The organism is Bradyrhizobium agreste, from assembly GCF_016031625.1.
GTDB lineage: Bacteria > Pseudomonadota > Alphaproteobacteria > Rhizobiales > Xanthobacteraceae > Bradyrhizobium > Bradyrhizobium agreste.
Genome location: NZ_JACCHP010000013.1, coordinates 128670 through 153644 on the forward strand (window position 1 = coordinate 128670; position 24975 = coordinate 153644).

Sequence of the window (24975 nt, forward strand, 5' to 3'; positions counted from 1 at the left end):
CCGCGGGACCGCGCCATCGCCCCTCACTTGAGCATCTCCGGCACGATCAGACGCGGCAGGAACAGCGACACGCTGGGCCAGACGATAACCGCCGCCAGAACGAGCAGCATCGGTATCAGCATGATCATCGTGTCCTTCAGGGCATAGCGCAGCCGCACGCCCGCGATCGAGCAGGCGATCATCAGACAGAGGCCGTAGGGCGGCGTCACGAGGCCGAACGCCAGCGACACGATGGAGATGATCGCGAACTGGACCGGATGGAGATCGACCGACTTGGCGAGCGGCTCCAGCACGGTGCCGACGATGATGATCGCCGGAATGGCGTCGAGGAAGCAGCCCACCACCAGAAAGCAGAAGGAGATGAAGAAGCCCGCCGCAACGACTCCCATCCCCCAGGTCGAGACGTTGGCCAGCAGCTCTTGCGGGATCTTGTAGTAGGCGAGCAGCCAGCCGAACGCGCTCGCGGTGCCGACGCAAAACAGCGCCACGCCGGCGAGCCGCCCGGTGTCGAGCAACGCCTTGTACAATTCGCGCAAGCCTGTCTCGCGGTAGAAGAACGCGGAGAGCGCTACGGAATACAGCACGGCAACGCACGCGGACTCAGTCGCGGTGAACCAGCCGAGCAGAATACCGCCGACGATGATGAACGGCGTTATCAGCGCCGGTATCGACCGCCAGATGGCGCATCGCATCTCGACCCAGGTCGCCTTCGGATAGGTCGGGTAACCCCGGCGCACGGCATAAACATGCACCGTTGCCATCTGCGCGCCCGCGATCAGCAGGCCCGGCACGATGCCGGCCAGATACATCGCCGCAATCGAGGTCGAGATCAGTCCGCCCCAGACGATCATCAGGATCGACGGCGGGATGATGACGGCAAGCACCGCCGACACCGCCGTGATGGCAATGGAGAACGAAAGGTCGTAGCCCTCCTTGCTCTGTGCATCGATGAAGATCTTGGACTGGCTGGCGGCATCGGCCGTCGAGGAGCCGGAGATGCCGGCGAAGAACACCGACAGCACGACGTTGATCTGCGCCAGCGATCCCGGCCAGTGCCCGACCATTGAGCGCGACAGCGCCACCAGACGGTCGGTGATGCCGCCGATGCTCATCAGGTTCGCCGTCAAGAGGAAAAACGGCACCGCGAGCAGGATGAAGGAATTGTAGGCGTTGAAGGTTTCCTGCGCGAGCATCATCAGCGACAGGCGCGGCTCGATCAGAAGGATCGGCACGCAGGCAAGGCCGAGCGCGAACGCGACCGGCACGCGCACGATCAGCAGGCCGATGAAAACCCCGAACAGCACCATGGCGGCCTGTCCGGCAGAAAGTACAGTGCCGCTCATCGCTGTGCCCCGACCAGAACGCGCATTTCATCAAGGATCTGTTCGCCCGCAAACACGATCCAGGTCACGCCGGCCACCGGCCAAGCGACGTGGATCAGCCAGAGCGGCAGATCGGCCAGCTCCGACGTCCTGTTCCAGGCGAACCGTGTGAATTCGATTCCGGCCCACACGAACACGAGGGCCAGTGCCAGCACGCCGAGCCGCGCGGTGATCCGCACCGCGGCCTCCGACCGCCGCGACAGGTCGGGCCACACGTCGACCTCGAAATGCTGTGCCTCGCGGATGCCCACCATGGCGCCGATCATGATCGTCCAGACGAACAGGAACCGCGCCATCTCCTCCGTCCAGATGTAGGAGGGGATGAACGGTGTGTAGCGTGAGACGATCTGCAACGTGACGGGAACGACCAGGATGCCGACGCAGGCGGCCAGCAGGAATTGCAGCAACTTCGCATAGGCCGCAGTGACGCGACGCCACAGCGACGGTGTGGACGGGACCTGCATCTCGGACATTGGAGCTCCGTATGGCACTCATCCGCCACGTCCGGGCAGGAAGCGGGGCCTGCCCGGAATGGTGTCGGCGGAGGGGCGGCCTCAGACGACGTTGATCTTCTCGAAAATGCCTTCCGCGCCGATCTCCTTGGCGTAGGTGACCATCACGGGATCGGCGAGCTTCTTCATGGCATCCCGCTCCTCGAACGGAACGCGCTTGAGCTTGCCGGCCTTCTCCAGCGTGTCGAGCTTGACGACCTCCTCGCTCGACTCGAGCTGGCGCCCGTAATCTCCGGCCTCCTTGCCCGCCTTCATGATCGCGTCCTGCAGATCCTTGGGCAGGGTCTTCAGCGTCTTCACCGAGAAGCAGATCGGCCGGATCGACACGGCGTGCTGGGTCAGGTTGAGATACGGCGCCACTTCGTAGAATTTCATCGCCTCGACGCCGGCCGCCTCGTTCTCGCCGGCCGAGATGACGCCGTTCTGGATCGCATTGTAGATCTCGTTGTAGGCGATCACGGTCGGGCTCATGCCGATGGCCGCAAAGGTCTTCGACCAGATCGGCGCGCCCTGCACGCGCACCTTGAGACCCTTGAGATCGGCGAGGTTCTTGAGCGGCTTGTTGGCGAAGATGTTGCGGATGCCGCCGCCGGCATAGCCGATCAGAACCACCTCGGCCTTGGCCGCGACCTCGTCGGCGATCGGCGCCAGGATGTTGGCTTCGACCACCTTGTTCATGTGCTCGATGCCCTTGAACACGAAGGGCGCATCGATGAACGGGGCCGCCTTGGCGAAGGTCGACATGTGGGCCGGCGAGACGATGCCGTAATCGACTGCCTTGCCCTGCGACATGTACTCGAAATACTGCTTCTCGAGGCCGAGCGAGGAGTTCCTGTGCAGGGTGAAATTGACGGGCTTGCCGTAATATTTCTTCACCAGCTCCTCGAACCGCAGCAGGGCCCGGTTGAAGGCATGGTCGTCATTGAACTGCACGGCACCGTTCAGCGTGATCGGGGCTTGCGCCCTCAGGATCGACGGCATGCCGATGGCAGCTGCCGCACTGGTTGCACCGACACCAGCGAGAAATGACCTTCGCTTCATCGTCTCCCCTCCCTTTGATGCTCCGGCCCTGTCGCCGGGCCGTGAGCGCAGCCGTTATGCGGCTTGCGAGAGGCAAGCGTATGAAAAACCTCGCCGGGACGGAAGTCATTTCACGTGCGCTGGCGGGCCCCTTCCTCGCGGGGGCGCCCGGCAACAGCTGTTGCACTGCAACTTGGGCTCCGGCCGGCGGGCTCTGATGCACGAAACCGCGTGACGGGAGAGCGGCCGTCTCGGCGGCGGCCGCCCTCCCGGATTTCATCGCATGACGTCGATCTCTCCGGAAAACCGCGTCGCGCTTTTCCGGATCCGGCTTCAGACCGTCGAGATGCCGTCGATCGGGCTGATATCCCCGACGAAACGCAAGAGATCGGCCATCGTGAATTCGCCGGGTACTTGCGATGGCAGCGTCGGCTTCCAGGACTTGCCCTTGAGCCAGAGATACGACTGGTGGTCGCCATGGACGAGGCCGACGAAGACCTCGGCAAGCAGGGTCGCGCCGACCGGGCCGAGCCTTTCGCCGCTGCCCCGCTGCTCCGCCTCCTTGAGGATGTAGTACCAGAGTGGGGTGTGCTGGTGCAGGCCGTGCTTCTTCGCCACGGCGCCGTCGGTCCCCTTCGAGATTTCTTCCGGCGTCAGCGGGTTCTTGATCTTCATGGCCTTGGCGACGTCCTGCCCGGACGGCAGGCCCAACAGCACGCCGCGCTTGAGATTGCGGAACGGCAGGCTGCCGCCGTCGCCGGGCAAGCTGTGGAGCTGCGGCACGACGAGCGGGTCGATCTTGCGCGACGGATTGAGCGTCACGCCCGGAGGATTGCTCGGCAGCACCTGATAGAAACGCCGCCAGTCGATGATCCAGTTGCTCGAAAGCACCGGAAGCGGGAGCGGCGGCTGAATCGGGTTTGGCGCCAGATCGCCGATGATGCCGCCCGACAGCCCGGTGAACCTGAACAGCAGGTCCAGGGTCGCCGGGGTGAGGCCGCCGGGCGTGAAGATCCGGTTGTGGCTGTAGACCTGGCGCACCATGCTGTGGCCGAGACGGTAGACGGCGGCTGAAAACTCGACGGGCATGTAGGGGGTCTTCTTGAAGCGGTAGAAGCGCCGCCCCTGCTCGAGAATCTTGGCGACGATCCCCTTTTCGGTGATCCGCTCCACGAAATCGTGCAGGACCATCCATTGGTAGTGCCAGGTCACGATCCGGCGCGCTTCCTCGAAGATCTCGCCCGCCGGCTTGCCGGACGCCGCGAGCTGATCGCAGACCTTGTTGTGAAACTTCAGCATCGCAAGATGGGTTTGCGCGACGAGCAGGTTCTCGTCGTTGCGGTGATCGCCGATCAGGGCAAACCCCTCGGGATTGCGCGGCAGGTCGTTGCGATGGTCGCCCGTGATGGCATCGACGTTGACGGTCTTGCCGATCAAGAGCTTGGGACCCGGTGTCTTGCCGTTGTCGTTCGCCGAATTGCGCGCGTAGAGATGACGGCTGCCGTCGGGGCCGAGACCATAGACGCTGTCGAGATCGAGGGCGGGCGTGCGAAAATTCGTGACCGCCGTCGGATCGGCTTCCTTCTCGCCGAAGGAGGTCAGATCGAGCGTGATGTCGTGATCGACGAATTGGCCGAGATAAGTGAAACCCGCCGGAACGTTGGGATTGTTTCCCGCGGCGTCGCCGGGGGCGGGATCCTTCATCGCGTCGGCGAGCTCATGCAGCGGACCGTCGTCGACAGCCAGCGGCTCCAGGGTCGGAAACATCCGGCCAAACATGCCCGGATCGTCGTGTCCGGAAAGCGTATCCAGAAATTGTCGCGTCGGTTGACGGCCGGCCTTGCCATGACCAGGATGAACATTCACGTCGGTTCCCATCGCTTGCTCCTGCTCAATATGCTGTAAGGGAGAGGGGCGCCGAAGTTGTCGATTGGTTTGAAATTCTCGTTTCAGTATACGTTCAGAAGAATTGCCCCTCAGGGTGCAGTACGATGAAATATTACTACAGATTGCATGCTATGGGAGAGTCCAACCGCGAGGCTTTTTGCCCCACCAGCGACACAGGCTTTTGATCGTCCGAAGCTCGAGCAAGAACGACTAAGGCGCGATCGACCAGCCGCCCAATCTCTCAGCGTTTGGCAGCGAACCGCGACCAGATCTCAGCGTCTGTGTAGAAGTCCACGCCGCCATCGAGATCTCTCACCAGCCACTCGCCGAGATAGACGATCTGGGTGCCGCTGCGCCGCTCGTGCCGAAGCTCGAATTTTCCGTCGGCATCTTTCTGCAGTGAGCAATTCGACTGAACCCAGCTCGGCCAATCCTGCAGCGGCTGTCCCAAAAACTGCCAGGCAACCAAAGCCGCGTTGTCCGACAAGGGTTCTAAGCGCAGTGTCTTGGTCACGTGATCTCCACCATGCGAGTTGTCCCCCGATGCAACGCCTCGGGACCGGAAAGGTTTGGAATCGTGGTTACCTGACAGCATGCCTGACGGGTTTCAACGGTTCCTCTCCTTTTTCGTCCGTGAAAACCCGGTCCCCTCGCGCCCTAACCGATCGTCTGCAGCACCGGAAACGTCTCCAGCAGCCAGATGCTCACATTCGAGACCGCGCCGGTGAGAAAGCCGATGCCGGTGAGCACCATCAAGACGCCCATGGCGCGCTCGACGTTGACGAGGTGGCCCTTCATGCGCGCGAACAGCGCGGAGAACTGTTCCATCATCAGCGCGGCGATCAGGAATGGAATGCCGAGGCCGGCGGAATAGACCGCGAGCAGGCCGGCGCCCCTCGCCACCGTGGCTTCCGCCGCGGCGATCGAGAGGATCGCGGCGAGGATCGGGCCGATGCAGGGCGTCCAGCCGAACGCGAATGCGAGGCCCATGATATAGGCGCCCCACAAGCCGACCGGTTTGGGGATCGGCAGGCGTCCTTCCCGCATCAGAAGGCCGATGCGCGTCAGGCCGAGGAAGTGCAGGCCCATGATGACGATGACGATGCCGGCGAGGATCGACAGCTCCGCCGACCAGGCACGGATCAGCCCGCCGATCAGCGAAGCGCTGGCGCCGAGCGCCACGAAGATGGTGGAGAAGCCGAGCACGAACAGGAGCGCCGACATCATGATCGCGCGCTTGGAGGCCGCGACCGGCTCATCGCTCTCGACATGCTCGATCGTGGCGCCCGTGAGATAGATCAGATAGGGCGGAACCAGAGGCAGGACGCAAGGCGAGAGGAAGCTGACGAGGCCGGCAATCAGCGCCGCCGGAATCGAAACATTTTGCATGATGCAGTCGGAGCCATCTCAGGCCCCGTTTACGGCGCGCAGGGAACGCGCCCGGCCCGGAGCCGAACCGGCTCTGGTGTAGCCGATGCCGGAGAATGCGCAACAGAGGCGCACAAAACCAGGGCTCCGCCCGACGCCCTCCGTGATCACAGATGCGACATCGGGACGCGCACAAACCTCGCCAGAAAGCGAGATTCGGCGGCGAGGCTACTTCACCACGCGGAGCAGCGGACGCCGGGGCTGGTCCTGCGTCTGCTTGGAAGGGGGTGGCGGCTCGCTGGCAGCGCTCCGCAGCATTTCGTCACACAGCGCCTTGAGATCGGCACTGTCGATTCCTTTCAATTTCATCCTGACGTCGAGGATGACGATGGACAGCATCTCGGCCGACTCGCGGCTGTTGCAGGCATTGAGAACCCTGCGGCACTCTTCGAGCGTTTCCAGCACCGACTGCAACTGTTCGTCTGAATGCGACACCGGCGTTCTTTCCGTTAATTCGGCCTGCGAGACGTATCTGTCACGCCCCCTTCGGCCCCCATGGAAGACCAAAGATAACACGAGGCGACCGCGCCTTCGAACCCGATTTCAGTGTGTGGAACCGTGTTTCCGCGCGCATCACCATGCGGCGCCATTGGCGATCACCCAATTGCTTCGGGAGCAAACGCCTGGCCTGGTGCGACCGATCCAGCAACGGCGGCGGCATCGACTGCCGCGCAAGACCATTCGTTGCGGTCAACACCGGCAATCCCGCAGCCATCTCGCGGCTCGCAACGGAACTCACGCCATACCCCTCACTCGAGCCGATAGCCTCGCCCGAATTCCCAGCCCATGGGAGCATCCAAATACCGCCCTAAGGTAGTAAGGATGACGTTCAAAAACTCTTCGCTCCCCAACCCGTCGTGGTTGTGGTTTGCGCCAGATTCTGCCAGTTTAGCGTTCCAAAGGAAATTGTATGCACTCCTTGGCGGAAAGGGGCGTTCCGTTGGCGGAACGCCCAAAGACAAATCTCAGCGGCCTCTCCGATTGGGACGCCGCGCGCATATTTTTGGAAGTCGTCCGATGCGGAAGCTTTCGCTCGGCGGCCGAGCGCCTGTCGCTGTCGATCAACGCCGTGCGGCGTCGGATCGACGATTTCGAACGCCAGACCGGCACCACGTTATTTACGCGCGACGTCCACGGCACCCATCTGACCGATGAGGGCGCCCTGGTGGTCTCCGCCGTCGAGCGCATGGAGGCGGCCACCTTCGACGTGCTGCGCGCCAGCGATTCGATGGCCAACGCGCTGTCCGGCGAGGTCCGCGTGGCCGTCACCGAGGGGCTCGGCACGTTCTGGCTTGCCCCTCGCCTCGTCGAATTCCAGCAGGCCTATCCGAAGATCCTGGTGGACCTGCATTGCGCGATGCGCTCGGCCGACGTCTCGCGCCACGAGGCCGACGTCGCGATTCATCTGTCCCGTCCCTCGGCGCTGGACATCAAGCTGGTGCGGCTCGGCCGCATGCATCTGATGTTCTGGGCCTCCGAGAAATACATCGCAAAGCATGGCGCGCCGCGCTCGGCGGCGGAATTGATCAAGCATCGTCTGGTGCTGCAATTCGCCGACCAGCTCGCCGCCAAGGAATCCTTCGAGAGCTTCTTCCCGGGCGTGTCCGAACGTGACCTTCTGGTCATGAAGACGAACGTCTCGAGCGCCAATTATTGGGCGGTCGCGAATGGCGCCGGCATCGGCGTCTTCCCGAGCTACGCCATTGCGCTCGGCGGGAAATTGATTCCACTGGAGGTCGAGCTGAACCGACCGCTGGATATCTGGTTGTCCTACCATCCCGGTAGCGGCCGTATCCCGCGCGTGCGGCACATGATTGACTGGCTGATCGAGGCGTTCAATCCGGCCCGCTTCCCGTGGTTTAAGGAAGAGTTCGTGCACCCGCATGAATTCAAGGACTCGTATATGGGCGAACCCCTGACCCAGCTCTTCGGGGGATTTTCAACCGAAGAACAAAGGTGAAAACAGAGATGAAAGCAGCGGCAAAAAGAATGAAGCAGCGCAGCGCGGGCAAGCCGGACATCGAGCTTGGCAAGCGCATCCGTCTGCGGCGCGTCGAGATGAAGATCTCGCAGGCCGAGCTCGGCGAGAAGCTCGGCGTCAGCTTCCAGCAGGTGCAGAAATACGAGAAGGGCGTCAATCGCGTCGGCGCGGCTCGGCTTCAGCAGATCGCCTCCGCCCTCGATGTGCCCGTGACCTTCTTCTACGACGGCGACAACAAGGCCCGCGAAGTCGAGAGTCTGCTCTTCCTCGACTCGGCCTTCAGCCTCCGCCTGCTGCGCGCCTACAGCAAGATCAAGGACCAGACGGTGCAGCGTCAGCTCGTCTCGCTGATGGAATCGATCGCGGCGAACGAGAGCTGAGGCCGGTCGACGGTCCGGCCTTCACGGCCGACGTTCAATCCGCCGCGTCACGGGGGCGCGGCCGGATTGCGCGAGATCGGCCGAAGGATGTCTGCGCGCAACTGCGCGCGGCCTGTCTCGGGGCGGCCTTGCCGCCCCTTTTTCTTGGCGGTTTTCCTTCGAAGTTTCAGCCCCGTCGAACGCCGCGCGTCATGCAATCGCAGCACGGGCGGATGCAGGCTCACCTCACCTGCTCCGGTTGACCGCGGCGGTGCCTGCGCCGCACATTGCGCATCGCCACCGAGCAGCGAGCGCGCGATGCCAGACCTTTTCAGCACGACCGGAACACCTTACGCCTGCGGCAAGATTCTCACGCACATGGCCGATGGCGTCGGCGTGATCACCTTCAACAATCCCGACAAGCGCAACGCGATGTCGCTGGAGATGTGGGAGGGATTTGGCGAGGCGCTGACGGCCTTGCGCGACGACGAGGCGGTGCGCGTCGTGGTCCTGCGCGGCGCAGGCGGCAAGGCGTTCGTCTCGGGTGCCGACATCAGCCAGTTCGAAAAGGTCAGGCACAATGCGGCGGCGTCCGAGGAATATGCCAGGCGCAGCGCCGCCCAGCGCGCGCTGCTCGCCGATTATCCCAAGCCGACCATCGCCTGCATCGACGGCTATTGCCTCGGTGGCGGCATGCAGATCGCGATGCTCGCCGACATCCGCCTCGCCTCGCATGGCAGCCAGTTCGGCATTCCTGCGGCAAAACTCGGCATCGCCTATGGCTATGACGGCTTGAAGCACCTGGTGTCGCTGGTCGGGCCGTCTTGGGCGCGGCTTTTGATGTACACGGGCATGCGCATCGATTCCGCCGAGGCGCTGCGCATCGGCCTCGTCGAGCGCGTGTTCCCGCAAAGCGAGCTCTGGGGCGAGACCATGACGATTGCCGGAACGATCGCGCAGAACGCCCCGCTGGCGATCAAGGCGGCCAAGATCACCATCGCGCAGGTGCTGAAGGACGAGAGTCGGCGCGACATGGAGGCGATCAAGGCGATCGGCAATACCTGCATGGACAGCGCGGATTTCCGCGAGGGCCGGCAGGCCTTCATGGACAAGCGCAAGCCGCAATTCCGGGGACACTGAAGCTGAACCGACATTCAGGAAGATTAAATTCCGCGCACAGCCTTATCGCCATCGCAACCAGTTGATCTGTCGGAAGTTCTCTCGCCAACAACGAGGGAGATTGCAATGAAACTCAGATCTGCTGTTCTTGCTCTGGCTGCGATGGGTGGCGTGGCGCTCGCGTCGGGACCGGCGCTTGCGGCAATGCCGAACGGCATCCCGCAGGCCGACAAGATCGCAAGCGGTCCGGCCGCCGATGTCGAGCAGGTGCGCTGGGTATGTAACCCCTGGGGTCGCTGCTGGTGGCGCCCGAACTATTATCGCGCCTATGGCTATTACGGCGGTCCGCGTTTCTACGGTCCGCGTCCGTGGGGCTGGCGTCACCGCCATTGGCACCGCTGGTGAACGCGAGGGGGCCCCACGGGCCCCTTTCTTCGGCTACAGCGCCGCGAGCACCGCCCTGGTGATATCAGCCGTGCCGTTGCCGCCGCCGAATTCCATCGGCTTGATGCCGCCGGCATAGACCTGATCCACCGCACGCTCGATTGTCATGCCGGCTTCCGCCGCACTCTCCACACCATGCTTCTCAGCGAGCCAATCCAGCATCATCGCCGCGGACAGGATCATGCCGGTGGGATTGGCCTTGCCCTGCCCCATGATATCAGGCGCCGTGCCGTGGCACGGCTGGAACACCGCGTATTTGTCGCCGATGTCGGCGGAGGGCGCCATGCCGAGGCCGCCGATCAGGCTCGCGGTGATGTCGGAGACGATGTCGCCGAACATGTTCTCCATCACCATCACGTCGAAATCCCAGGGACGCTTGACCAGCATCGCCGAGCAGGCATCGACGTAGAGCCGGTCGGTCTTCACGTCAGGATGCTTCGCGGCGATCTCGTCGAAGATGCCGCGGAAGAACGCAAAGGCCTTGAACACGTTCGCTTTGTCGACGCAGGTGAGCGCACCGGGCTTGCCGCGCGCCTTGCGCCGCTCGGCGAGGCGAAACGAGAACTCGAACAGGCGCTCGGAGGTTTTGCGCGTGATCACCATGGTCTCGCGCGCGTCCTCATGGGTGACGACGCCCTTACCCATCGAGGCGAACAGTCCCTCGGTGGATTCGCGGATCACGACGAGATCGATGCCGCGCTGGTCCGCGCCGACGATCGGGCTCGGCACGCCCGGAATGAGTCGCGCCGGACGCACGCCGGCGTAGAGATCGAAGATGAAACGCAGCTCGATCTGCGGCGCGATCTCGGTGTTGTCGGGGTAGCGCACCGACGGCAGGCCGCAGGCACCGAGCAGGATCGCATCCGCCTCCTCGCACAGCTTGATGGTCGAGTCAGGCATCGATTTGCCGGTGGCCAGATAATTGGTGGCGCCGGCCGGCGCCTCGGTGAAGCGGAAGCCGAGGCCGGACTTCTCGCCGACCTTGCGCAGCACCTCGAGCGCCGGCGCCATGACTTCAGGACCGATGCCGTCACCGGCGAGCACGGCAATGTGGAAGGCGTTGTTTGCGGACATGAGGATTCCTGAAGAAAGTGTCATTCCGGGCGATGCAACGCATCGACCCGGAATCTCGAGATTCCGGGTTCGGTCCTGCGGACCGCCCCGGAATGACGGAGAGCACTACGGCGTCAGCACCGTACGTCCAACCACCGCGCCCTGCTGCAATTGCAGCAGCGCGTCGTTGGCCTTGGCGAGCGGTTGCTGCGTCACCGGTATCGGCGGCACCTTCTTCGACCGCACCAGGTCGAGCAGCTCCTGCGTCTCGCGCAAATTTCCGACATAGCTGCCCTGGATCGTCACCGCCTTGATCGGAATCAGCGGCAGTGCCCAGGTCGCCCCGCCGCCGAACAGGCCGACGATGACGAGCTTGCCCCCCTTGGTCAGGCAGTCGAAGCCGAGCTGCGTCGTGGCAGAGTTGCCGACGAGGTCGATCACGGCGCGGATCGGCCCGCCCGCCTTCTTGGCAAGCTGCTCCAGCGCGTCCGGCGCCTTGGGATCGACGGTCGCGAGCGCACCGGCCTTCTCGGCCACCTCGCGCTTCCTCGCATCGATATCGACCATGATCGCGCCCTTGCCGCCCATCGCCTTCAAGAGCGACAGCGCCATCAGCCCGAGGCCGCCGGCGCCGAACATCACGATCGGCGTATCGAAATGCTGCTCGACCTTCTTCAGCGCACTGTAGGTGGTGACGCCCGAGCAGGCATAGGGCGCGGTGGTCGCAGGATCGAGGCCTTTCAGATTGAGCAGGTAGCGCGGATGCGGCACCAGCATGTGATCGGAATAGCCGCCGTCGCAATAGACCCCGAGCGATCGCGGCGTCAGGCACATGTTCTCGTCACCGGCGAGGCACGTGGCACACTTGCCGCAGCCGATCCAGGGATAGACCAGCCCGACATCGCCGATCTTCAGGTCGCCCTGATCGGTCGGCTTCACGTCGGGGCCGAAGGCGAGGACTTCGCCGACCGTCTCGTGGCCCATGGTCAGCGGCAGGTTGATGCCGCGATCCTTCAACGAGAGCGGCTTGCGGCCATGGCCGAGATCGTAGCCGCCTTCCCAAATGTGGAGGTCGCTGTGGCAGACGCCGGCGGCCTTCACCTTGATCAGCACCTGCGTGCCCGAGGGCTGCGGCGTCGCCTCGTCGACTTCCAACAGCGGCGCCTTGAAATCGGCAACCTTGAAACTCTTCATCGGCGTCCTCCCGCATGTTTCTTGTTGTCGCGATACCATGCCATGGTCGTCGCGGCGAGACAAACAGGTCTTAGTTCAGGCCAGCGGATGGTGGCAAGCCGCGAACTGGCCGGGTGCGACCTCGCGCAACTCCGGTATCTCCGCGCTGCAACGCTGATCGGCGCGCGGACAGCGGGTGCGGAAGCGGCAGCCGGACGGCGGCGCAATCGGCGATGGCGGCTCGCCGGCCGCCACACTTTCGGCGGGACGCACATCCGGATCCGGCAGCGGAATCGCCTGCAACAGCAGCGCGGTGTAGGGATGCGCAGGCCGCGCGAACAATTGCTCGGAGGGTCCGACCTCGCAGAGCCGGCCGAGATACATCACCGCGACGCGGTCGCTGACCGCTTTGACCACCGCGAGGTCGTGCGCGATGAACAGCAGCGTCAGACCGAAGCGCGCCTTCATCTCCTCCAGCAGGTTGAGGATCTGCGCGCGAATGGAGACGTCGAGGGCCGAGACCGGCTCGTCGCAGACGATGAATTCCGGGTTGAGCACCAGCGAGCGCGCGATGCAGATGCGTTGGCACTGGCCGCCGGAGAATTCGTGCGGCAGGCGGCCCACCACGAGATCGGGGTCGAGCCCGACCGCAGAAAGCACCTCGTGAACGCGCCGTTTGCGCTCGGCGGCATCCTTGATGCCGGCGATGATCAGCGGCTCGGCGACGATGTCGCCGATGCGCCGGCGCGGGTTGAGCGAAGCGATCGGATCCTGGAAGATCAGCTGCACGCGGCGACGCATCCTGCGCAGCGCCTCGCCCTCCATCGCGGTGAGGTCCTCGCCGTCGAACATCACGCGGCCGGACTTGGCGCGACGTAGTTGCAGCACCGCGCGGCCGAGCGTCGACTTGCCGCAGCCGGATTCGCCGACCAGCCCAAGCGTCTCGCCGCGCGCGACCTGGAGGCTGACACCGGAAACGGCATGCACCGTCTTGTTGCCGAGACCATATTCGACGACGAGATTGTCGACGTTCAGAAGCGGCGCAGGCCGCACGGCAAGCTGCATCATGCCTCGATCCCCTCGGTCATTCGGATCGGGTGGAAGCAGGCGTAGAGATGTCCCGGCATCTCGGCGCTCGTCAGGACCGGTTTGGCCTCATGACAGCGCCCGGTGGCATAATTGCAGCGCGGCGCGAAGGAGCAGCCCTTCAGCGGCCGCGTCGGATCGGGTGGGCGGCCCGAGATCGCCGGCAGCGGCGTATGCGGCGCGGTCTCGAGCTTCGGGATCGCCGCCAGCAGCGCCTCGGTGTAGGGCATGTGCATGCGCTTGAACAAGGCTTGCGTCGGCGCGCGCTCCACCACCCGGCCGGCATACATCACCGCGACTTCGTCGGCGCGGCCGGCGACGACGCCGAGATCGTGGGTGATGATGATCATCGCCATGTGGCGGCGGCGCTGCTCGCGCGCGAGCAGATCGAGGATTTGCGCCTGGATGGTGACGTCGAGCGCGGTGGTCGGCTCGTCCGCGATCAGCAGCTTCGGCTCGCAGGACAGTGCGATCGCAATCGCGATGCGCTGGCGCATGCCGCCGGAGCATTGATGCGGATATTGCGCGAGCCGCTGCTCCGGCGCGGGAATGCCGACGGCGGCGAGCAGCTCGATGCTGCGCGCTTTCGCGGCGGGCGCGTCGAGCTCGAGGTGCTCCTGGATCGTCTCCATCAGCTGCGTGCCGATGGTGAGCACCGGGTTGAGCGAGGTCATGGGATCCTGGAACACGACCGCGAGATCGCGTCCGCGCAGGCGTCGCAGGCTTTCAGGCTCGAGCCGCACCAGATCCTGGCCGTCGAACATCACCCGGCCGGTCAGCTTCGCCTTCTTCGGCAGCAGCTGGAGCACGGCGCGCGAGAGCATGGTCTTGCCGCAGCCGGATTCACCGACGATCCCGAGCGTGCGGCCGGCCTCGAGCGAAAGATCGACATGATCAACGGCGCGCAAGTTTCCGCGCGGGGTCGGCAGCTCGACCGCGACATCCTCGATGGTCAAGAGCGGCGCGCTCACAGGGCCCCCTGACGTGGATCGGTGAGGGCCCGCAGGGTGTCGCCGACGAGGTTGAAGGCCAGCACGGTGAGGAACAGTCCGGCCGCCGGCAGGAATGCCAGCCGCGGCGCGACGTCGAGGCTGTCGCGTCCCTCCCCGATCATGCTGCCCCAGCTCGCCATCGGCGGCGGCACGCCGAGGCCGAGGAACGACAGCGCCCCCTCGACCACGATGGTGACGGCGACGCCGAGCAGGAAGAAGGCGAGCAGCGGCAGGATGACGTTCGGCAGCAGCTCGCGCAGCAGGATGCGCGCATGGCTGGCGCCGAGCGCCTCGGCCGCGATCACGAACTCGCGCCGGGCCAGCGTCAGCGTCGCCGCGCGCGCCACGCGCATGAACGCGGGAATGCCGAGCACGCCGAGGACCATTGTGAGGTTGGGGACCGACTGCCCGAGATAGGCGACCACCGCGAGCGCGAAGATCAGCGGCGGAAACGCGAGCAGCACGTCCATGCTGCCGACCACCAGCGTCTCGAACCGGCCGCGGAAATAGCCGGCCAGCAGGCCGAGCGCGCCCCCGACGACGAGGCCGATCATGGGCGCGATCAGCCCGACCGCCAACGACACCCGCGCGCCAAAGATCAGCCGGGCGAGCTCGTCGCGGCCGAGCCCGTCGGTGCCGAGCCAATGTTCCCCGGAGAAGCCGGCGCGCCGTTCCAGCATGTCCATATCGGTCGGGTTCTGCAGCGGCAGCACCGGCGCCAGGATCGCGAGCGAAAGGATGATCGCAAGCCAGCCGCTTGCGATCCAGAACAACAGGCCGAGCTTGCGCTTGCGGCCGACCGGCGCAGCCACCTCCTCGTCCGGGATCGACAGCTCAAGCGTGGCCATGGCGGATCCTCGGATCGAGCACGGCGTAGAGCATGTCGACGATGAAGTTGACGATGACGAAGCCGCAGGCGACCAGCAGCACCACGCCCTGGAGAATGACGAGGTCGCGGGTATAGATCGCGCCGACCAGCAGCCGGCCGATGCCGGGCAGCGCAAAGACAGATTCCACGATCAGCGTGCCGCCGAGCAGGCGGCCGATATTGATGCCTGTCACCGTCACCAGGGTCAGCGACGACGGCTTGAGCGCATGCACGAACAGGATGCGCGATGGCTTGAGGCCTTTTGCCTTGGCCAGCGCGATATAATCCTCCTGCAAGGTCGCGATCATGTCGGAGCGCAGCACGCGCATGATGCCCGGCCATTCCGCCAGCGCCAATGTCAGCGCCGGCAGCACGAAGAACCGCAAGTTCGCCAGCGGCGCCTCGGTGAACGGCACATAGCCGGTGGCCGGCAGCCAGCGCAGCTCGACCGCGAACAGATAGATCAGCAGGATCGCGGTCAGGAACGACGGCATCGACAGCATCGCGAAAGCGCTGCCGGTCATGAAGCGGTCGAACGCGCCGCCGGCGCGCGCGGCACAGGCGATCGCGACGGGAACGCCGATCAGGAGCCCGATGAACTCGGCCATCAGCATCAGCTGTAGCGAGACCGGAATGCGCTCCGCGACCGCCTGCAGCACCGTCTGCCCGGTGCGGAACGAGCGGCCGAGATCGCCCTGCACCACATGGCCGAGCCAGCTCAGGTAACGCCACCACAGCGGCTGGTCGAGCCCCATGTCGCGGCGCAGCGCCGCGACATTCTCCGGCGTTGCCTGGTCGCCGAGGATGACGAGCGCGAGATCGCCCGGCAGCAGCGAGGCGATCAGGAACGTCAGCAACGAGACGGCCAGCAGGACCGGCAGCATGCCGAGCAGCCGGCGGACGACGAAGTTCAGCATCGCGCCGTCATTCCAGCCAGGTGTTCGAGACGTCTATCACGCTGTTGTAGATCTTTGGAAAGCCTTTCAGCCTGGCGCTCGACAGCGCGTAATAGGTGTTCTGGAAAGTCCAGAACCAGATCGCCTCCTTGTTGATCAGACGGCCGATGGCGCAGTAATCCTCGCTGCGTTGGCCGATGTCGGCGGTGACGCGCGCATGGTCCAGAAGCCTGTCGAGCTCGGGATCGGAGAAGCCGGCGAGCGCCAGCGGGCTGCCGCTGCGGAAATTCGCGTACATCTGCGGATCGGGATCGGCGAGATCGACGATGCGCCACGGCGTCAGCTGGAACTGACGGGTGAAGGCACGCGTCGGAATGGTGGCCTGATCGACCTGCTCGATCTCCATGTTGGCGCCGACGCGCTTCCAGAACTGCTGCAGCACCTGGCCGACCATGCGGCCGCGGGGCGTCGCCGTCACCAGCATCTTGAACTCGACCGGCTTGCCGTAATCCTTGATCAGCGCCTTCGCCTTCTCGACGTCGAACGGCAGCGCCCCGTCGTCCTTGCACTTGACCCAGGAGCCGTCGCCGTAGGGATTGCTCGCAGGTCGGCTCAGGCCGTTGCTGATCGCCTGCGACATCTTCGGACGGTCGATCGCCATCACCAGCGCCTGCCGCACCCGCACGTCGTCGAACGGCGCCACCTTGGTGTTGAAGGCGTAGACCTGCGCGCCCGAGCCCTTGTAGGTGTGCACCGTGAGCTTGGGATCCTTCTGCGCCTTCATGATGTTGTCGGCGTCGTTCTCGTCGTCCCAGATGATGTCGGCCTCGCCCGATTGCAGCGAGGCAAAGCGCGACTGCGCATCCGGCAGCGGCTTCAGGACGATGCGGTCGAGATAGGGACGGCCCTTGTCCCAATAGTTCGGGTTCTTCTCCAGCACCATGCGGTCGCCGGCGGTCCATGATTTCAGGATGTAGGGACCGGTGCCGACGGGATTGCGGTTGTAATCGTCGCCCTTGGTCTTCCAGGCCGTCGGCGAATGAATGACGTTGTTGGAGCTCTGGATGGTGATCACTGCCGGCCAGTTCACCGAAGGATCGGTTAGATTGAAGATGACCGTATGTTCGTCGGGCGCCAGCACCTCCTTGACGTTGGTGATGTAGAAGGCGCAGCGGCACTTGTTGGCGGGATCCTTCTGCCGGTCGAAATTCTCCTTGAAGGCCTGCGCATTGAACGGCGTGCCGTCGTGGAATTTGACGCCTTCGCGGAGCTTGAAGGTCCAGCTCTTGTAGTCGTCGGAATGGGTCCAGGACACCGCGAGCTTCGGGGCGGCCTCGCCCTTGTCATTCAGCGTGGTCAGCGTGTCGAAGATCGCGGCGGCAGCGGTGAAGGTCGAGGTGTCGTAGACGCCGACCTTGAGCGGATCGAAGCCTGCGATCTCCAGCTCCTGGCCGACCGTGATGCTGCCGCCGGATTTCTGCGCTTGCGCCGGCGCGGCCAGTGCAAATGCCGCAACGAGGAAAATCGGCACGCGCTTGCGTGCCACGGCCGCCGCGTTCGTCATGGTTCCTCCCGGGATCCCTCGTCCGATGTTTCGGATCGTTGAATGACTCGGCAGCGAGCTTGGCGACAAATGCCCGCCTCGGCAAGAGGAACGAACGAGAGTTCGAACGCCGCATGTGGCGGCGGTAAGACTCAGGATGTCGCGGCCGTTTTGCCTGGCGGAATTGCCGTATCGCCCGCAAGGCCGATCTCCTGGCGCAACGCGTCGGTGTGCTCGCCGAGCACGGACACGGTCTTGGCCGGCGCCGTGTCAGCCCCCGACATCCGAAACGGCAGGTTGAGCACCCGGAACGAGCCGCCCTCGTCCCGCACCTCGGAGAGCGCGCGGCGATGCGCAAGCTGCGGATCGGCCAAGGCCTCGGACACGCTGCGATAGGCCGAGGCCGGCACGCCGGCAGCGCCAAGTGCGCGGAGGCATGCATCGGTCGAAAGCTGCCGCGACCAGATTTCGACGCCGTCCATCAGCTCAGCCCAGTTCTCGCGGCGCGCGGCATAGGTGGCGAAGCGTGGATCGGAGACCCAGTCCGGGCGGCCGATCACCCCCATCAAGGCTTGAAACGTCTTCTCGCTGGCGATCGTGATCATGACGTAGCCGCTTGCCGTCTCGGTCGGTCCGAACATCGGGCGCGGCGGCGGTGCCACCGCGAATTGCGAGCTCTGCAGCTCGGTCAGCGTCAGCGACAGCATGGTTTCCAGCATGGAGACGTCGATGTGCTGGCCGATTCCCGTCACGGTGCGCTGATAAAGCGCGGACGCGATCGCGCCAAAACCGTAGGTCCCGGTGACGACGTCGGCGTGGTAGATGCCGCAATAGTCAGGACGATTGCGGCCTGGCTGGTAGGCGAGATGCGCCATATCGTAGCCCGAGGCCGCGTGGATGACCGGGGCGTAGGCCGGCAGCTCGGCCGAGGGCCCGGTCTGGCCGTAGCCCGAGATCGAGCAGTAGATCAGCCTCGGATTGACCTGACGCAGGCTGTCGTAGTCGAGCCGAAGGCGGCGCATCACGCCGGGACGGAAGTTCTCGACCAGAATGTCCGATGTCGCGGCCAGCCGGCGCACCGCCTCCTTGCCGTCCTCGGACTTGAGGTCGAGGACCACGCTCTTCTTGCCGACATTGAGCTGGCCGAACGCGGTGCTGCAGCCGTTGCGGAGGGGAGGCCGGGTCCGCATCGTCTCGCCGCCGTCGGTCTCGATCTTGATGACCTCGGCGCCCATGTCGGCGAGCATCCGCGTGCAATGGGGCCCGGCGATCGTCGTCGAAAAATCCAGCACCCGCAAACCCGCCATGACCTTTGTCAACGTCCCCTCATGCTTATCTGCTAGCTGCATGCCTGCCTGCGTCCTTGGTCTCTTTGGAACCATCGAAGATCTTTGTTGTTGATGCGGCGACCCTAGAGGGCGGCGGCTGAGTAGGAAAGTGTTTACCGAGCAGACGTGCCGCGTGGGCGGGCTTTGGAATTCCAGCATAACTGGACCCGTTCTTGCATAGCAGCAAGCGGGATCGGAAGAGGGCGGCTGTTCTTGAGGGTCTTGTTCGTCACCACAGAGATGGACGACTTCGTTCGCGTCGGCGGACTGGGCGCCGTTTCCGCCGCCCTCCCCCGCGCGCTTCGCTCCTTCGCCGATATCCGGATCATGCTGCCCGGCTATCGCGACATCATCGAGCAACTCACGCATATTCAGGTCGTTGGCCGCTGTCCCGCATTCGCGGAGATGCCGGCCTGCTCGCTCGGCCGTGCCGCCACCAAGGACGGCCTGCCGGTCTATGTGCTGTTGTGCTCGCAGCTCTATGACCGACCCGGAAACCCATATGGCGACGAGCTCGGGCGCGATTGGTCCGACAACGACATCCGCTTCGCGCGCTTCGCCTCGGCCGCCGCTGAGCTCGCCATGGGCAAGCTGGACAAGAATTGGGCAGCAGACCTGATCCATGCCAACGACTGGCAGGCCGCGCTGGTGCCCGCCTATCTGGCTTGGCAGGGCGCCAAGCTGCCGTCCATCCTGACCATCCATAACCTGGCCTATCAGGGCCTCTTCCCGAAGGACTTGCTGCGGCGGATCGGCGCACCGGAGAGCTCCTTCCACATCGACGGCGTCGAGTTCTACGATCAGGTCTCCTTCCTCAAGGCGGGCCTCGTCTACGCCTCGCACCTCACCACGGTCAGCGGCACCTATGCGCGGGAGATCACCACGCCCGAGTTCGGCTGCGGCCTGGAGGGCCTGCTCCGCCTGCGCTCGGACGCGGCCGAGCTCACCGGCATCCTCAACGGCATCGACGAGAGCTGGGATCCGCGGTCGTGCGCCCAGCTCGCCCAGCAATTCGGCGCCGGCGACTGGGTCGGCAAGAAGGCGAATGCGGACTACGTCCGCAAGCAGTTCGGGCTGGCGGTCTCGCGCGGGCCGATGTTCGGCATCGTCGCGCGACTCGTGCACCAGAAGGGCATCGACCTCGTTCTGTCGGCGGCTGACGAAATCGTCGACGCCGGCGGCCAGATCGTGGTCACCGGCTCCGGCGAGCCCGCGCTCGAGCAGGCCTTGATCGACGCGCACCGCCGTCGCCCCGACGCGATCGGGGTCGCGATCGGCTTCAACGACGCCCAAGCGCGGCGCATCTTCGCCGGCAGCGACTTCACCTTGATGCCGTCGCGGTTCGAGCCGTGCGGGCTCAGCCAGATGTACGCGCAGCGCTTCGGCTCGCTGCCGATCGGTCACCAGACCGGCGGCCTCGCCGAGACCATCAGCGACGGCGAGACCGGCTTCCTGTTCTCGAAGCCCTCGCGCGAGTCGTTCCTCGGCGGCGTGCGGCGGGCCTTCTCCGCCTTCATGGCCCACGACCAGCTCGATACGATGCGCCGCAGCGCGATGGGGCGCTCGTTCTCCTGGAGCATCGCGGCCGGCAGCTACAGCGCGCTGTACCGCAAGCTGGCGTCGGTGTGAGACACCGCTGTCATTCCGGGGCGCGCCGCTTGGCGCGAACCCGGAATCCATCGTTCCGCCGGAATGCTGGGAGAAATGGATTCCGGGTTCGCGCTCCGCGCGCCCCGGAATGACAAGCTGCGACAAGCTTGGCCTCGAGACCCTATTTCCCGCGCACGTCCATCTGCGGCCGGCCGATCCAGGCGCGGTTGAGGCACCGTATCATCCAATCAGGCCGCGCTTCGCCCCGCAGCCGCGCCTGCGCTTCCTGGTAGGGACCGACATAGCGCAGCCTGTCGGGCAGTTTCGGATAGACGCGCCTGATCCATCGCAGTGCGTTGTCGGCGGATCGGATTCCGCGCGCGTCGAGCTCAAAGCCGAAGCCTGCACGCAAGCGCTCCGGCAGCATGCTCGCGGTGAGCGCGCGATACCAGCGCGGCGGCCGCAACCACGGGCGTGCGCCCGTGAAGATCTGCGCCGCGATCTCGCGTGCTGCGCTGCTGACCGTCAGCGTCTCCGACTGCGCCATTGCCTTGGTGTAGGCGACGAAGCCGGACCAGTCCGCCGGCAAATCATTCCCCGTCAATCCGAACAGGGCGCCGTACAGCCTGGCCTCGCTCCAATAGCGATCGCGCTCCTCCGCCGAGAGTGGCGGCAGCACCAGATCATGCGCCATCACGGCGGTCTCGACCAGCGTGGCGTGAACCCAGCGCAGCGCCGGGACGTCGTTGGCACAATAGCGCGAGCCTGCAGCAAAGGGGCCGACGGTCTCGGGCATCTGCCCGATGATCATGCCATGACGCCGATGCAATTGTCGCGACGACGACAGCGCCTGGTCGAGCGAGCCGAACACCATCGGGAAGACAATTCCGAAGGTGCGGTGAAATCGGCCGATCGGATCTGCAAAGGTGCTCGAATGTTCGGCGATGGCGGCCGCGACCCAGGGATGCGCCAGTTGCAGCAACAGCGCGCGGCCGGCTCCGACAAAGATCATGGCCTCGCGATCGATCCGCCAAGTGACGGAGGACGGGCCGAACACACCGGCATTCGGACCCGCCGCGTGAGCGCGGACGAAATCAAGCGTTGCCTCGAGATCTTTCTCTGTGACCAATTGCAGGCCTCGCGACCAGACCCGGCAACACTAGCCCAGACCGCGCGCTCGGGAAATCCTCATCGCGCGGGACAATGAAGGACGACCTTCACTCCGCGGCCATCGGCATCTCGTCCATATGCTCGTGCAGCACAACGCCGGCGAGCGGATCGAATTCGCCGATCCAGGGCTTGCGCGCCAGTACCGACTTGGTGTGCGCATAGCCGGCGTGCCAGCGCCGCGTGATCCCGGACGGACTGAAGTCGATATCCTTGGTATGGGTCTCGTGCTCGAGCTGCGGCGCCAGCAGCCGCACCACATGCATGCGGGTTGGACAGCCGTAGCTCGTCAGCTCCCTCACTGCGGGATCGTTGCGCTCGCTGTCGGACAGCCGGGCCGCGAGCTGGTTGATGACATGGCGCAGCTGATGGGCCTGCTGCTGGCGCGCGATCTGGCTGGCGATGCGGCTGGAATATTGCACGTCCTTGTGCCGGTTCAGCACCTCCGCCATCGTGGTCGGCTCCGGCCCGACCGGATTCCACAGATGCACGGAGAAGATCAGCGAATCCCGGCGTGGATTGTCGTCGAACACCGCCTCGGTCGGCGTGTTCGACAGGATGCCGCCGTCCCAATAGAGCTCGCCGTCGATGCGCACGGCGGGGAAAGCCGGCGGCAGCGCGCCCGAAGCCATCACATGCTTCACCGTCAGCTCGCCGTCGCGGCTGTCGAAATAGCGCATTGCACTGGTGCCGACATGAGCCGCACCGACCGTCAGACGCGGCGCGCAGCGGTTGGCCAGGTCGAAATCGACGAGCTCGCTCAGCGTCTTTTCCAGCGGCGCGGTCGAATAATAGCCGGCGTGATCGGCGCCCAGCGGATAGGAATCGCCGGCATGGGCCAGCGGATTGGGCCGGAAGAAACCGGCAATGCCGTGGGTCACGGTCGACCAATAGGCCAGCTTCTCGTTGAAGCCGGGAAACGCGGTGCGCCAGTCCCAGACCGGCTGCTGCTCCATCCGCTTCCAGAACTCCCGCAAGCGCGCGAGGCGGTGCTCGGGCGGGTTGCCGGCGATGAGGCTCGCATTGATGGCGCCGATCGAGGTGCCGATGATCCAGTCCGGCTCGATGCCGGCTTCGTGCAAGGCCTGGTAGACCCCGGCCTGGTACGAGCCGAGCGCGCCGCCGCCCTGAAGCACGAGCACGACCTGCCCCGGCAGGTCGAACTTCTTCTGCGAATTGTCCTGCGTGCTCATGTCTCGCTCCTGGTGAGCTTGCACCGTTCGAATATTCGACTTGCTGCGCCGGCCCATGTCAATGCGCGGTCCAACCGCCGTCGACCGGCAGCGCAACGCCGGTGATCGAGGCCGCCGCGTCCGTCGACAGGAACACCGCTAGCGCGCCGAGTTCCTCGACGGTGGCAAAGCGCTTGTTTGGCTGCTGTGCCAGCAGAACGTCGCGGATCACCTGATCGCGCGAGATGCCGTGCGCCTTCGCCTGCCCGTCGATCTGTGCCTCGACGAGTGGGGTATAGACATAGCCGGGGCAGATCGCGTTGCAGGTGATGCCCTGCTCCGCCGTCTCCAACGCCGTCACCTTGGTGAGACCGACGATGCCATGCTTGGCGGTGACATAGGCCGCCTTGAACGGCGAGCCGACCAGGCCGTGCGCCGAGGCAATGTTGATGATCCGGCCAAAACCGTTCTGCCGCATCGCCGGCAATGCGAGCCGCGTGGTGTGGAAGGCCGAGGACAGGTTGATCGCGAGGATCTGGTCCCATTTCTCGACCGGAAACCTGTCGAGCGGCGCGACGTGCTGGATGCCGGCATTGTTCACAAGGATGTCCAGCCGGCCGGATTGGGCCACCGTGGCCGCGATCATCTCGGCGATCGATTTCGGCCGCGTCATATCCGCCGGCGAGTAGCTGGCCTTGACGCCGAATTCCGCGGCGATCTGCTCGCGCGTCCGGCCGATCTCGCTGGCGACACCAAGGCCATTGAGCACGATGTCGGCACCGGAGGCGGCCAGGGCCCGTGCGATGCCGAGACCGATGCCGCTGGTGGACCCAGTCACCAGCGCCACCTTGCCGGCCAGCACGCGTGAGGAAGCGGACGTCTGCGTCTTGATGGGGATATTCATGATCCAGACCTCTTTCTCGGCGCGAACCGCGCCAGGCTGGAGCGAAATCTGCGGGATCTCCGGGATTTGCGGAAATGCCGGTTGGCTTCCGAGTCCATACGCCCGCGCTATCGCAGGCGGGATGTCATTTCGCGCCCTGATCGGCTAGATTTCCGGTCGATTTTTGCTGGGAGCCGATCCATGGAAATGCACCAGGTCCGCTATTTCCTCGCGGTGGCGCAGCTCTTGAACTTCACGCGCGCGGCCGAGGAGTGCAACGTCACGCAGCCCTCGCTGACGCGCGCGATCAAGCAGCTCGAGGCCGAGCTTGGCGGCGACCTGTTCCGCCGCGAGCGCCCCGCCGCGCAATTGACCGAGCTCGGCCAGCGCATGCATCCGCTTCTGAAGCAGTGCTACGACGCGGCCGTCGGCGCGCGCTCGCTGGCCTCCTCGTTCAAGAGCGGAGAGATCGGTGCGCTCCGCATTGCGCTGACGCATTCGATCGACCTCGCCCTCCTGATTCCACATCTCAACGAGATCAAGCGGCAGTTCAACCGGCTCGAATTCCGTTTCCTGCGCGGCTCGGCTCGTGAGGTCGGCGACTTCCTGAAGAAGGGCGATGCCGAGCTCGGCATCGCGGCCGAGATCGACGAGGCCTGGGACCGGCTGGATGTCTGGCCGCTGTTCACCGAGAACTTCGAGCTCGTCGTCGGCGACGGGCACCGGCTGGCCGGCCGCAACTCGGTCGAACTGGACGATCTGCGATCGGAGCTGCTGCTGAGCCGAACCTTCTGCGAGCACGCGCGCCGCATCTCCGCGAGCCTGCGCGAGCACGGCATCGACATCGAACAGGGCCATGAGGTCTCGAACGAGCGCGATTTGATCGAGCTGGTCGAGGCCGAGATGGGCATCGCCATGGTGCCGCACACCTCACCGGTGCCGGAGCGGCTGACCCGCGCCGCAGTCACCGGGCTCGACGCCCGCCGCACCGTCAACCTCTATGGGATCGCCGGCCGGCAACGCACCGCTGTGGGCAATGCCGTGATGCGCATGCTGCGCGGCGCCGACTGGCGCGCGATCGCGGGATAGCGC

General features: G+C 65.0%; 25 protein-coding genes. 6 read left to right on the forward strand and 19 right to left on the reverse strand.

Features of this window, described 5'->3' with window-relative positions; all coding sequences use genetic code 11:
* Window positions 1-23: 23 nt before the first annotated feature.
* The 7 genes from HZZ13_RS20780 to HZZ13_RS20810 all read right to left on the reverse strand — a co-directional run bounded on the left by HZZ13_RS20780 (window position 24) and on the right by HZZ13_RS20810 (window position 6664).
* Window positions 24-1343, reverse strand: coding sequence for a TRAP transporter large permease (locus tag HZZ13_RS20780; protein WP_197961398.1), 1320 nt, complete (start codon window positions 1341-1343; stop codon window positions 24-26).
* Complete coding sequence (locus HZZ13_RS20785) at window positions 1340-1855, reverse strand: TRAP transporter small permease (RefSeq protein ID WP_197961399.1); 516 nt, start codon at window positions 1853-1855, stop codon at window positions 1340-1342. The genes HZZ13_RS20780 and HZZ13_RS20785 overlap by 4 nt, the downstream gene beginning before the upstream one ends.
* Window positions 1856-1936: 81 nt before the next feature.
* A complete protein-coding gene (locus HZZ13_RS20790) occupies window positions 1937-2935 on the reverse strand; it encodes a TRAP transporter substrate-binding protein (protein WP_197961400.1) in 999 nt (332 codons plus the stop codon).
* Window positions 2936-3247: 312 nt separating this feature from the next.
* Entirely contained in the window at window positions 3248-4792 is a 1545-nt protein-coding gene (locus tag HZZ13_RS20795) for a peroxidase family protein (RefSeq protein ID WP_197961401.1), read from the reverse strand.
* A gap of 250 nt (window positions 4793-5042) precedes the next feature.
* Complete coding sequence (locus HZZ13_RS20800; RefSeq protein ID WP_197961402.1) at window positions 5043-5315, reverse strand: hypothetical protein; 273 nt, start codon at window positions 5313-5315, stop codon at window positions 5043-5045.
* A 143-nt stretch (window positions 5316-5458) separates the two neighbouring features.
* Window positions 5459-6190 carry a cytochrome c biogenesis CcdA family protein gene (locus HZZ13_RS20805; protein ID WP_197961403.1) on the reverse strand — a complete coding sequence of 244 codons (732 nt, stop codon included), beginning with the start codon at window positions 6188-6190 and terminating at the stop codon, window positions 5459-5461.
* A 207-nt stretch (window positions 6191-6397) separates the two neighbouring features.
* Window positions 6398-6664 (reverse strand): hypothetical protein, encoded by a 267-nt coding sequence (locus HZZ13_RS20810; RefSeq protein ID WP_025034806.1) that lies wholly within the window; start codon window positions 6662-6664, stop codon window positions 6398-6400.
* 475 nt (window positions 6665-7139) lie between these two features.
* Between HZZ13_RS20810 and HZZ13_RS20815 the strand changes: the two genes are divergently transcribed.
* Entirely contained in the window at window positions 7140-8189 is a 1050-nt protein-coding gene (locus HZZ13_RS20815; protein WP_197961404.1) for a LysR family transcriptional regulator, read from the forward strand.
* Between the two features lie 29 nt (window positions 8190-8218).
* Window positions 8219-8590 carry a helix-turn-helix domain-containing protein gene (locus HZZ13_RS20820; RefSeq protein ID WP_020608151.1) on the forward strand — a complete coding sequence of 124 codons (372 nt, stop codon included), beginning with the start codon at window positions 8219-8221 and terminating at the stop codon, window positions 8588-8590.
* Between the two features lie 47 nt (window positions 8591-8637).
* Here the strand turns inward: HZZ13_RS20820 and HZZ13_RS20825 are convergent, their stop codons facing one another.
* Window positions 8638-8814 carry a hypothetical protein gene (locus HZZ13_RS20825; RefSeq protein ID WP_197961405.1) on the reverse strand — a complete coding sequence of 59 codons (177 nt, stop codon included), beginning with the start codon at window positions 8812-8814 and terminating at the stop codon, window positions 8638-8640.
* 73 nt (window positions 8815-8887) lie between these two features.
* Here HZZ13_RS20825 and HZZ13_RS20830 point away from each other — a divergent pair, with 73 nt between their 5' ends.
* Entirely contained in the window at window positions 8888-9709 is an 822-nt protein-coding gene (locus tag HZZ13_RS20830) for an enoyl-CoA hydratase (RefSeq protein WP_197961406.1), read from the forward strand.
* 105 nt (window positions 9710-9814) lie between these two features.
* Complete coding sequence (locus HZZ13_RS20835; protein ID WP_197961407.1) at window positions 9815-10093, forward strand: hypothetical protein; 279 nt, start codon at window positions 9815-9817, stop codon at window positions 10091-10093.
* A 33-nt stretch (window positions 10094-10126) separates the two neighbouring features.
* On the opposite strand, the gene HZZ13_RS20840 is transcribed toward HZZ13_RS20835, so the two are convergent.
* From HZZ13_RS20840 to HZZ13_RS20875, 8 genes are all read right to left on the reverse strand, one after another.
* Window positions 10127-11206 (reverse strand): isocitrate/isopropylmalate dehydrogenase family protein, encoded by a 1080-nt coding sequence (locus HZZ13_RS20840; RefSeq protein ID WP_197961408.1) that lies wholly within the window; start codon window positions 11204-11206, stop codon window positions 10127-10129.
* A gap of 105 nt (window positions 11207-11311) precedes the next feature.
* Window positions 11312-12379 carry an alcohol dehydrogenase gene (locus HZZ13_RS20845; protein ID WP_197961409.1) on the reverse strand — a complete coding sequence of 356 codons (1068 nt, stop codon included), beginning with the start codon at window positions 12377-12379 and terminating at the stop codon, window positions 11312-11314.
* Between the two features lie 75 nt (window positions 12380-12454).
* Entirely contained in the window at window positions 12455-13411 is a 957-nt protein-coding gene (locus HZZ13_RS20850; protein WP_376707064.1) for an ABC transporter ATP-binding protein, read from the reverse strand.
* An 11-nt stretch (window positions 13412-13422) separates the two neighbouring features.
* Window positions 13423-14415 (reverse strand): ABC transporter ATP-binding protein, encoded by a 993-nt coding sequence (locus tag HZZ13_RS20855; protein ID WP_197961411.1) that lies wholly within the window; start codon window positions 14413-14415, stop codon window positions 13423-13425.
* Window positions 14412-15284 carry an ABC transporter permease gene (locus HZZ13_RS20860; RefSeq protein ID WP_197961412.1) on the reverse strand — a complete coding sequence of 291 codons (873 nt, stop codon included), beginning with the start codon at window positions 15282-15284 and terminating at the stop codon, window positions 14412-14414. The genes HZZ13_RS20855 and HZZ13_RS20860 overlap by 4 nt, the downstream gene beginning before the upstream one ends.
* On the reverse strand, window positions 15271-16221 hold the full coding sequence (locus HZZ13_RS20865; protein WP_197961413.1) for an ABC transporter permease: 951 nt from the start codon (window positions 16219-16221) through the stop codon (window positions 15271-15273). The genes HZZ13_RS20860 and HZZ13_RS20865 overlap by 14 nt, the downstream gene beginning before the upstream one ends.
* Window positions 16222-16228: 7 nt before the next feature.
* Window positions 16229-17764: an ABC transporter substrate-binding protein gene (locus tag HZZ13_RS20870; protein ID WP_197961414.1), complete on the reverse strand. Its 1536-nt coding sequence runs from the start codon at window positions 17762-17764 to the stop codon at window positions 16229-16231.
* Window positions 17765-17895: 131 nt separating this feature from the next.
* Window positions 17896-19092: a CaiB/BaiF CoA transferase family protein gene (locus HZZ13_RS20875; protein WP_197961415.1), complete on the reverse strand. Its 1197-nt coding sequence runs from the start codon at window positions 19090-19092 to the stop codon at window positions 17896-17898.
* 192 nt (window positions 19093-19284) lie between these two features.
* Here HZZ13_RS20875 and glgA point away from each other — a divergent pair, with 192 nt between their 5' ends.
* A complete protein-coding gene (glgA, locus tag HZZ13_RS20880) occupies window positions 19285-20700 on the forward strand; it encodes a glycogen synthase GlgA (RefSeq protein ID WP_197961416.1) in 1416 nt (471 codons plus the stop codon).
* 142 nt (window positions 20701-20842) lie between these two features.
* On the opposite strand, the gene HZZ13_RS20885 is transcribed toward glgA, so the two are convergent.
* The 3 genes from HZZ13_RS20885 to HZZ13_RS20895 all read right to left on the reverse strand — a co-directional run bounded on the left by HZZ13_RS20885 (window position 20843) and on the right by HZZ13_RS20895 (window position 23904).
* A complete protein-coding gene (locus HZZ13_RS20885; protein ID WP_197961417.1) occupies window positions 20843-21790 on the reverse strand; it encodes an oxygenase MpaB family protein in 948 nt (315 codons plus the stop codon).
* A gap of 88 nt (window positions 21791-21878) precedes the next feature.
* On the reverse strand, window positions 21879-23021 hold the full coding sequence (locus HZZ13_RS20890) for a patatin-like phospholipase family protein (RefSeq protein ID WP_197961418.1): 1143 nt from the start codon (window positions 23019-23021) through the stop codon (window positions 21879-21881).
* 58 nt (window positions 23022-23079) lie between these two features.
* Entirely contained in the window at window positions 23080-23904 is an 825-nt protein-coding gene (locus HZZ13_RS20895; RefSeq protein WP_197961419.1) for a 3-hydroxybutyrate dehydrogenase, read from the reverse strand.
* A 180-nt stretch (window positions 23905-24084) separates the two neighbouring features.
* Here HZZ13_RS20895 and HZZ13_RS20900 point away from each other — a divergent pair, with 180 nt between their 5' ends.
* A complete protein-coding gene (locus HZZ13_RS20900) occupies window positions 24085-24972 on the forward strand; it encodes a LysR family transcriptional regulator (RefSeq protein ID WP_197961420.1) in 888 nt (295 codons plus the stop codon).
* Window positions 24973-24975: the final 3 nt, after the last annotated feature.

Excerpts from the sequence above, each read along its gene's own strand:
- HZZ13_RS20780 (WP_197961398.1), bottom strand. The coding sequence starts at position 1,343 with ATGAGCGGCACTGTACTTTCTGCCGGACAGGCCGCCATGGTGCTGTTC.
- HZZ13_RS20785 (WP_197961399.1), bottom strand. The coding sequence starts at position 1,855 with ATGTCCGAGATGCAGGTCCCGTCCACACCGTCGCTGTGGCGTCGCGTC.
- HZZ13_RS20790 (WP_197961400.1), bottom strand. The coding sequence starts at position 2,935 with ATGAAGCGAAGGTCATTTCTCGCTGGTGTCGGTGCAACCAGTGCGGCA.
- HZZ13_RS20795 (WP_197961401.1), bottom strand. The coding sequence starts at position 4,792 with ATGGGAACCGACGTGAATGTTCATCCTGGTCATGGCAAGGCCGGCCGT.
- HZZ13_RS20805 (WP_197961403.1), bottom strand. The coding sequence starts at position 6,190 with ATGCAAAATGTTTCGATTCCGGCGGCGCTGATTGCCGGCCTCGTCAGC.
- HZZ13_RS20815 (WP_197961404.1), top strand. The coding sequence starts at position 7,140 with ATGCACTCCTTGGCGGAAAGGGGCGTTCCGTTGGCGGAACGCCCAAAG.
- HZZ13_RS20820 (WP_020608151.1), top strand. The coding sequence starts at position 8,219 with ATGAAGCAGCGCAGCGCGGGCAAGCCGGACATCGAGCTTGGCAAGCGC.
- HZZ13_RS20830 (WP_197961406.1), top strand. The coding sequence starts at position 8,888 with ATGCCAGACCTTTTCAGCACGACCGGAACACCTTACGCCTGCGGCAAG.
- HZZ13_RS20835 (WP_197961407.1), top strand. The coding sequence starts at position 9,815 with ATGAAACTCAGATCTGCTGTTCTTGCTCTGGCTGCGATGGGTGGCGTG.
- HZZ13_RS20840 (WP_197961408.1), bottom strand. The coding sequence starts at position 11,206 with ATGTCCGCAAACAACGCCTTCCACATTGCCGTGCTCGCCGGTGACGGC.
- HZZ13_RS20845 (WP_197961409.1), bottom strand. The coding sequence starts at position 12,379 with ATGAAGAGTTTCAAGGTTGCCGATTTCAAGGCGCCGCTGTTGGAAGTC.
- HZZ13_RS20860 (WP_197961412.1), bottom strand. The coding sequence starts at position 15,284 with ATGGCCACGCTTGAGCTGTCGATCCCGGACGAGGAGGTGGCTGCGCCG.
- HZZ13_RS20865 (WP_197961413.1), bottom strand. The coding sequence starts at position 16,221 with ATGCTGAACTTCGTCGTCCGCCGGCTGCTCGGCATGCTGCCGGTCCTG.
- HZZ13_RS20870 (WP_197961414.1), bottom strand. The coding sequence starts at position 17,764 with ATGACGAACGCGGCGGCCGTGGCACGCAAGCGCGTGCCGATTTTCCTC.
- HZZ13_RS20875 (WP_197961415.1), bottom strand. The coding sequence starts at position 19,092 with ATGCAGCTAGCAGATAAGCATGAGGGGACGTTGACAAAGGTCATGGCG.
- HZZ13_RS20890 (WP_197961418.1), bottom strand. The coding sequence starts at position 23,021 with ATGAGCACGCAGGACAATTCGCAGAAGAAGTTCGACCTGCCGGGGCAG.
- HZZ13_RS20895 (WP_197961419.1), bottom strand. The coding sequence starts at position 23,904 with ATGAATATCCCCATCAAGACGCAGACGTCCGCTTCCTCACGCGTGCTG.
- HZZ13_RS20900 (WP_197961420.1), top strand. The coding sequence starts at position 24,085 with ATGGAAATGCACCAGGTCCGCTATTTCCTCGCGGTGGCGCAGCTCTTG.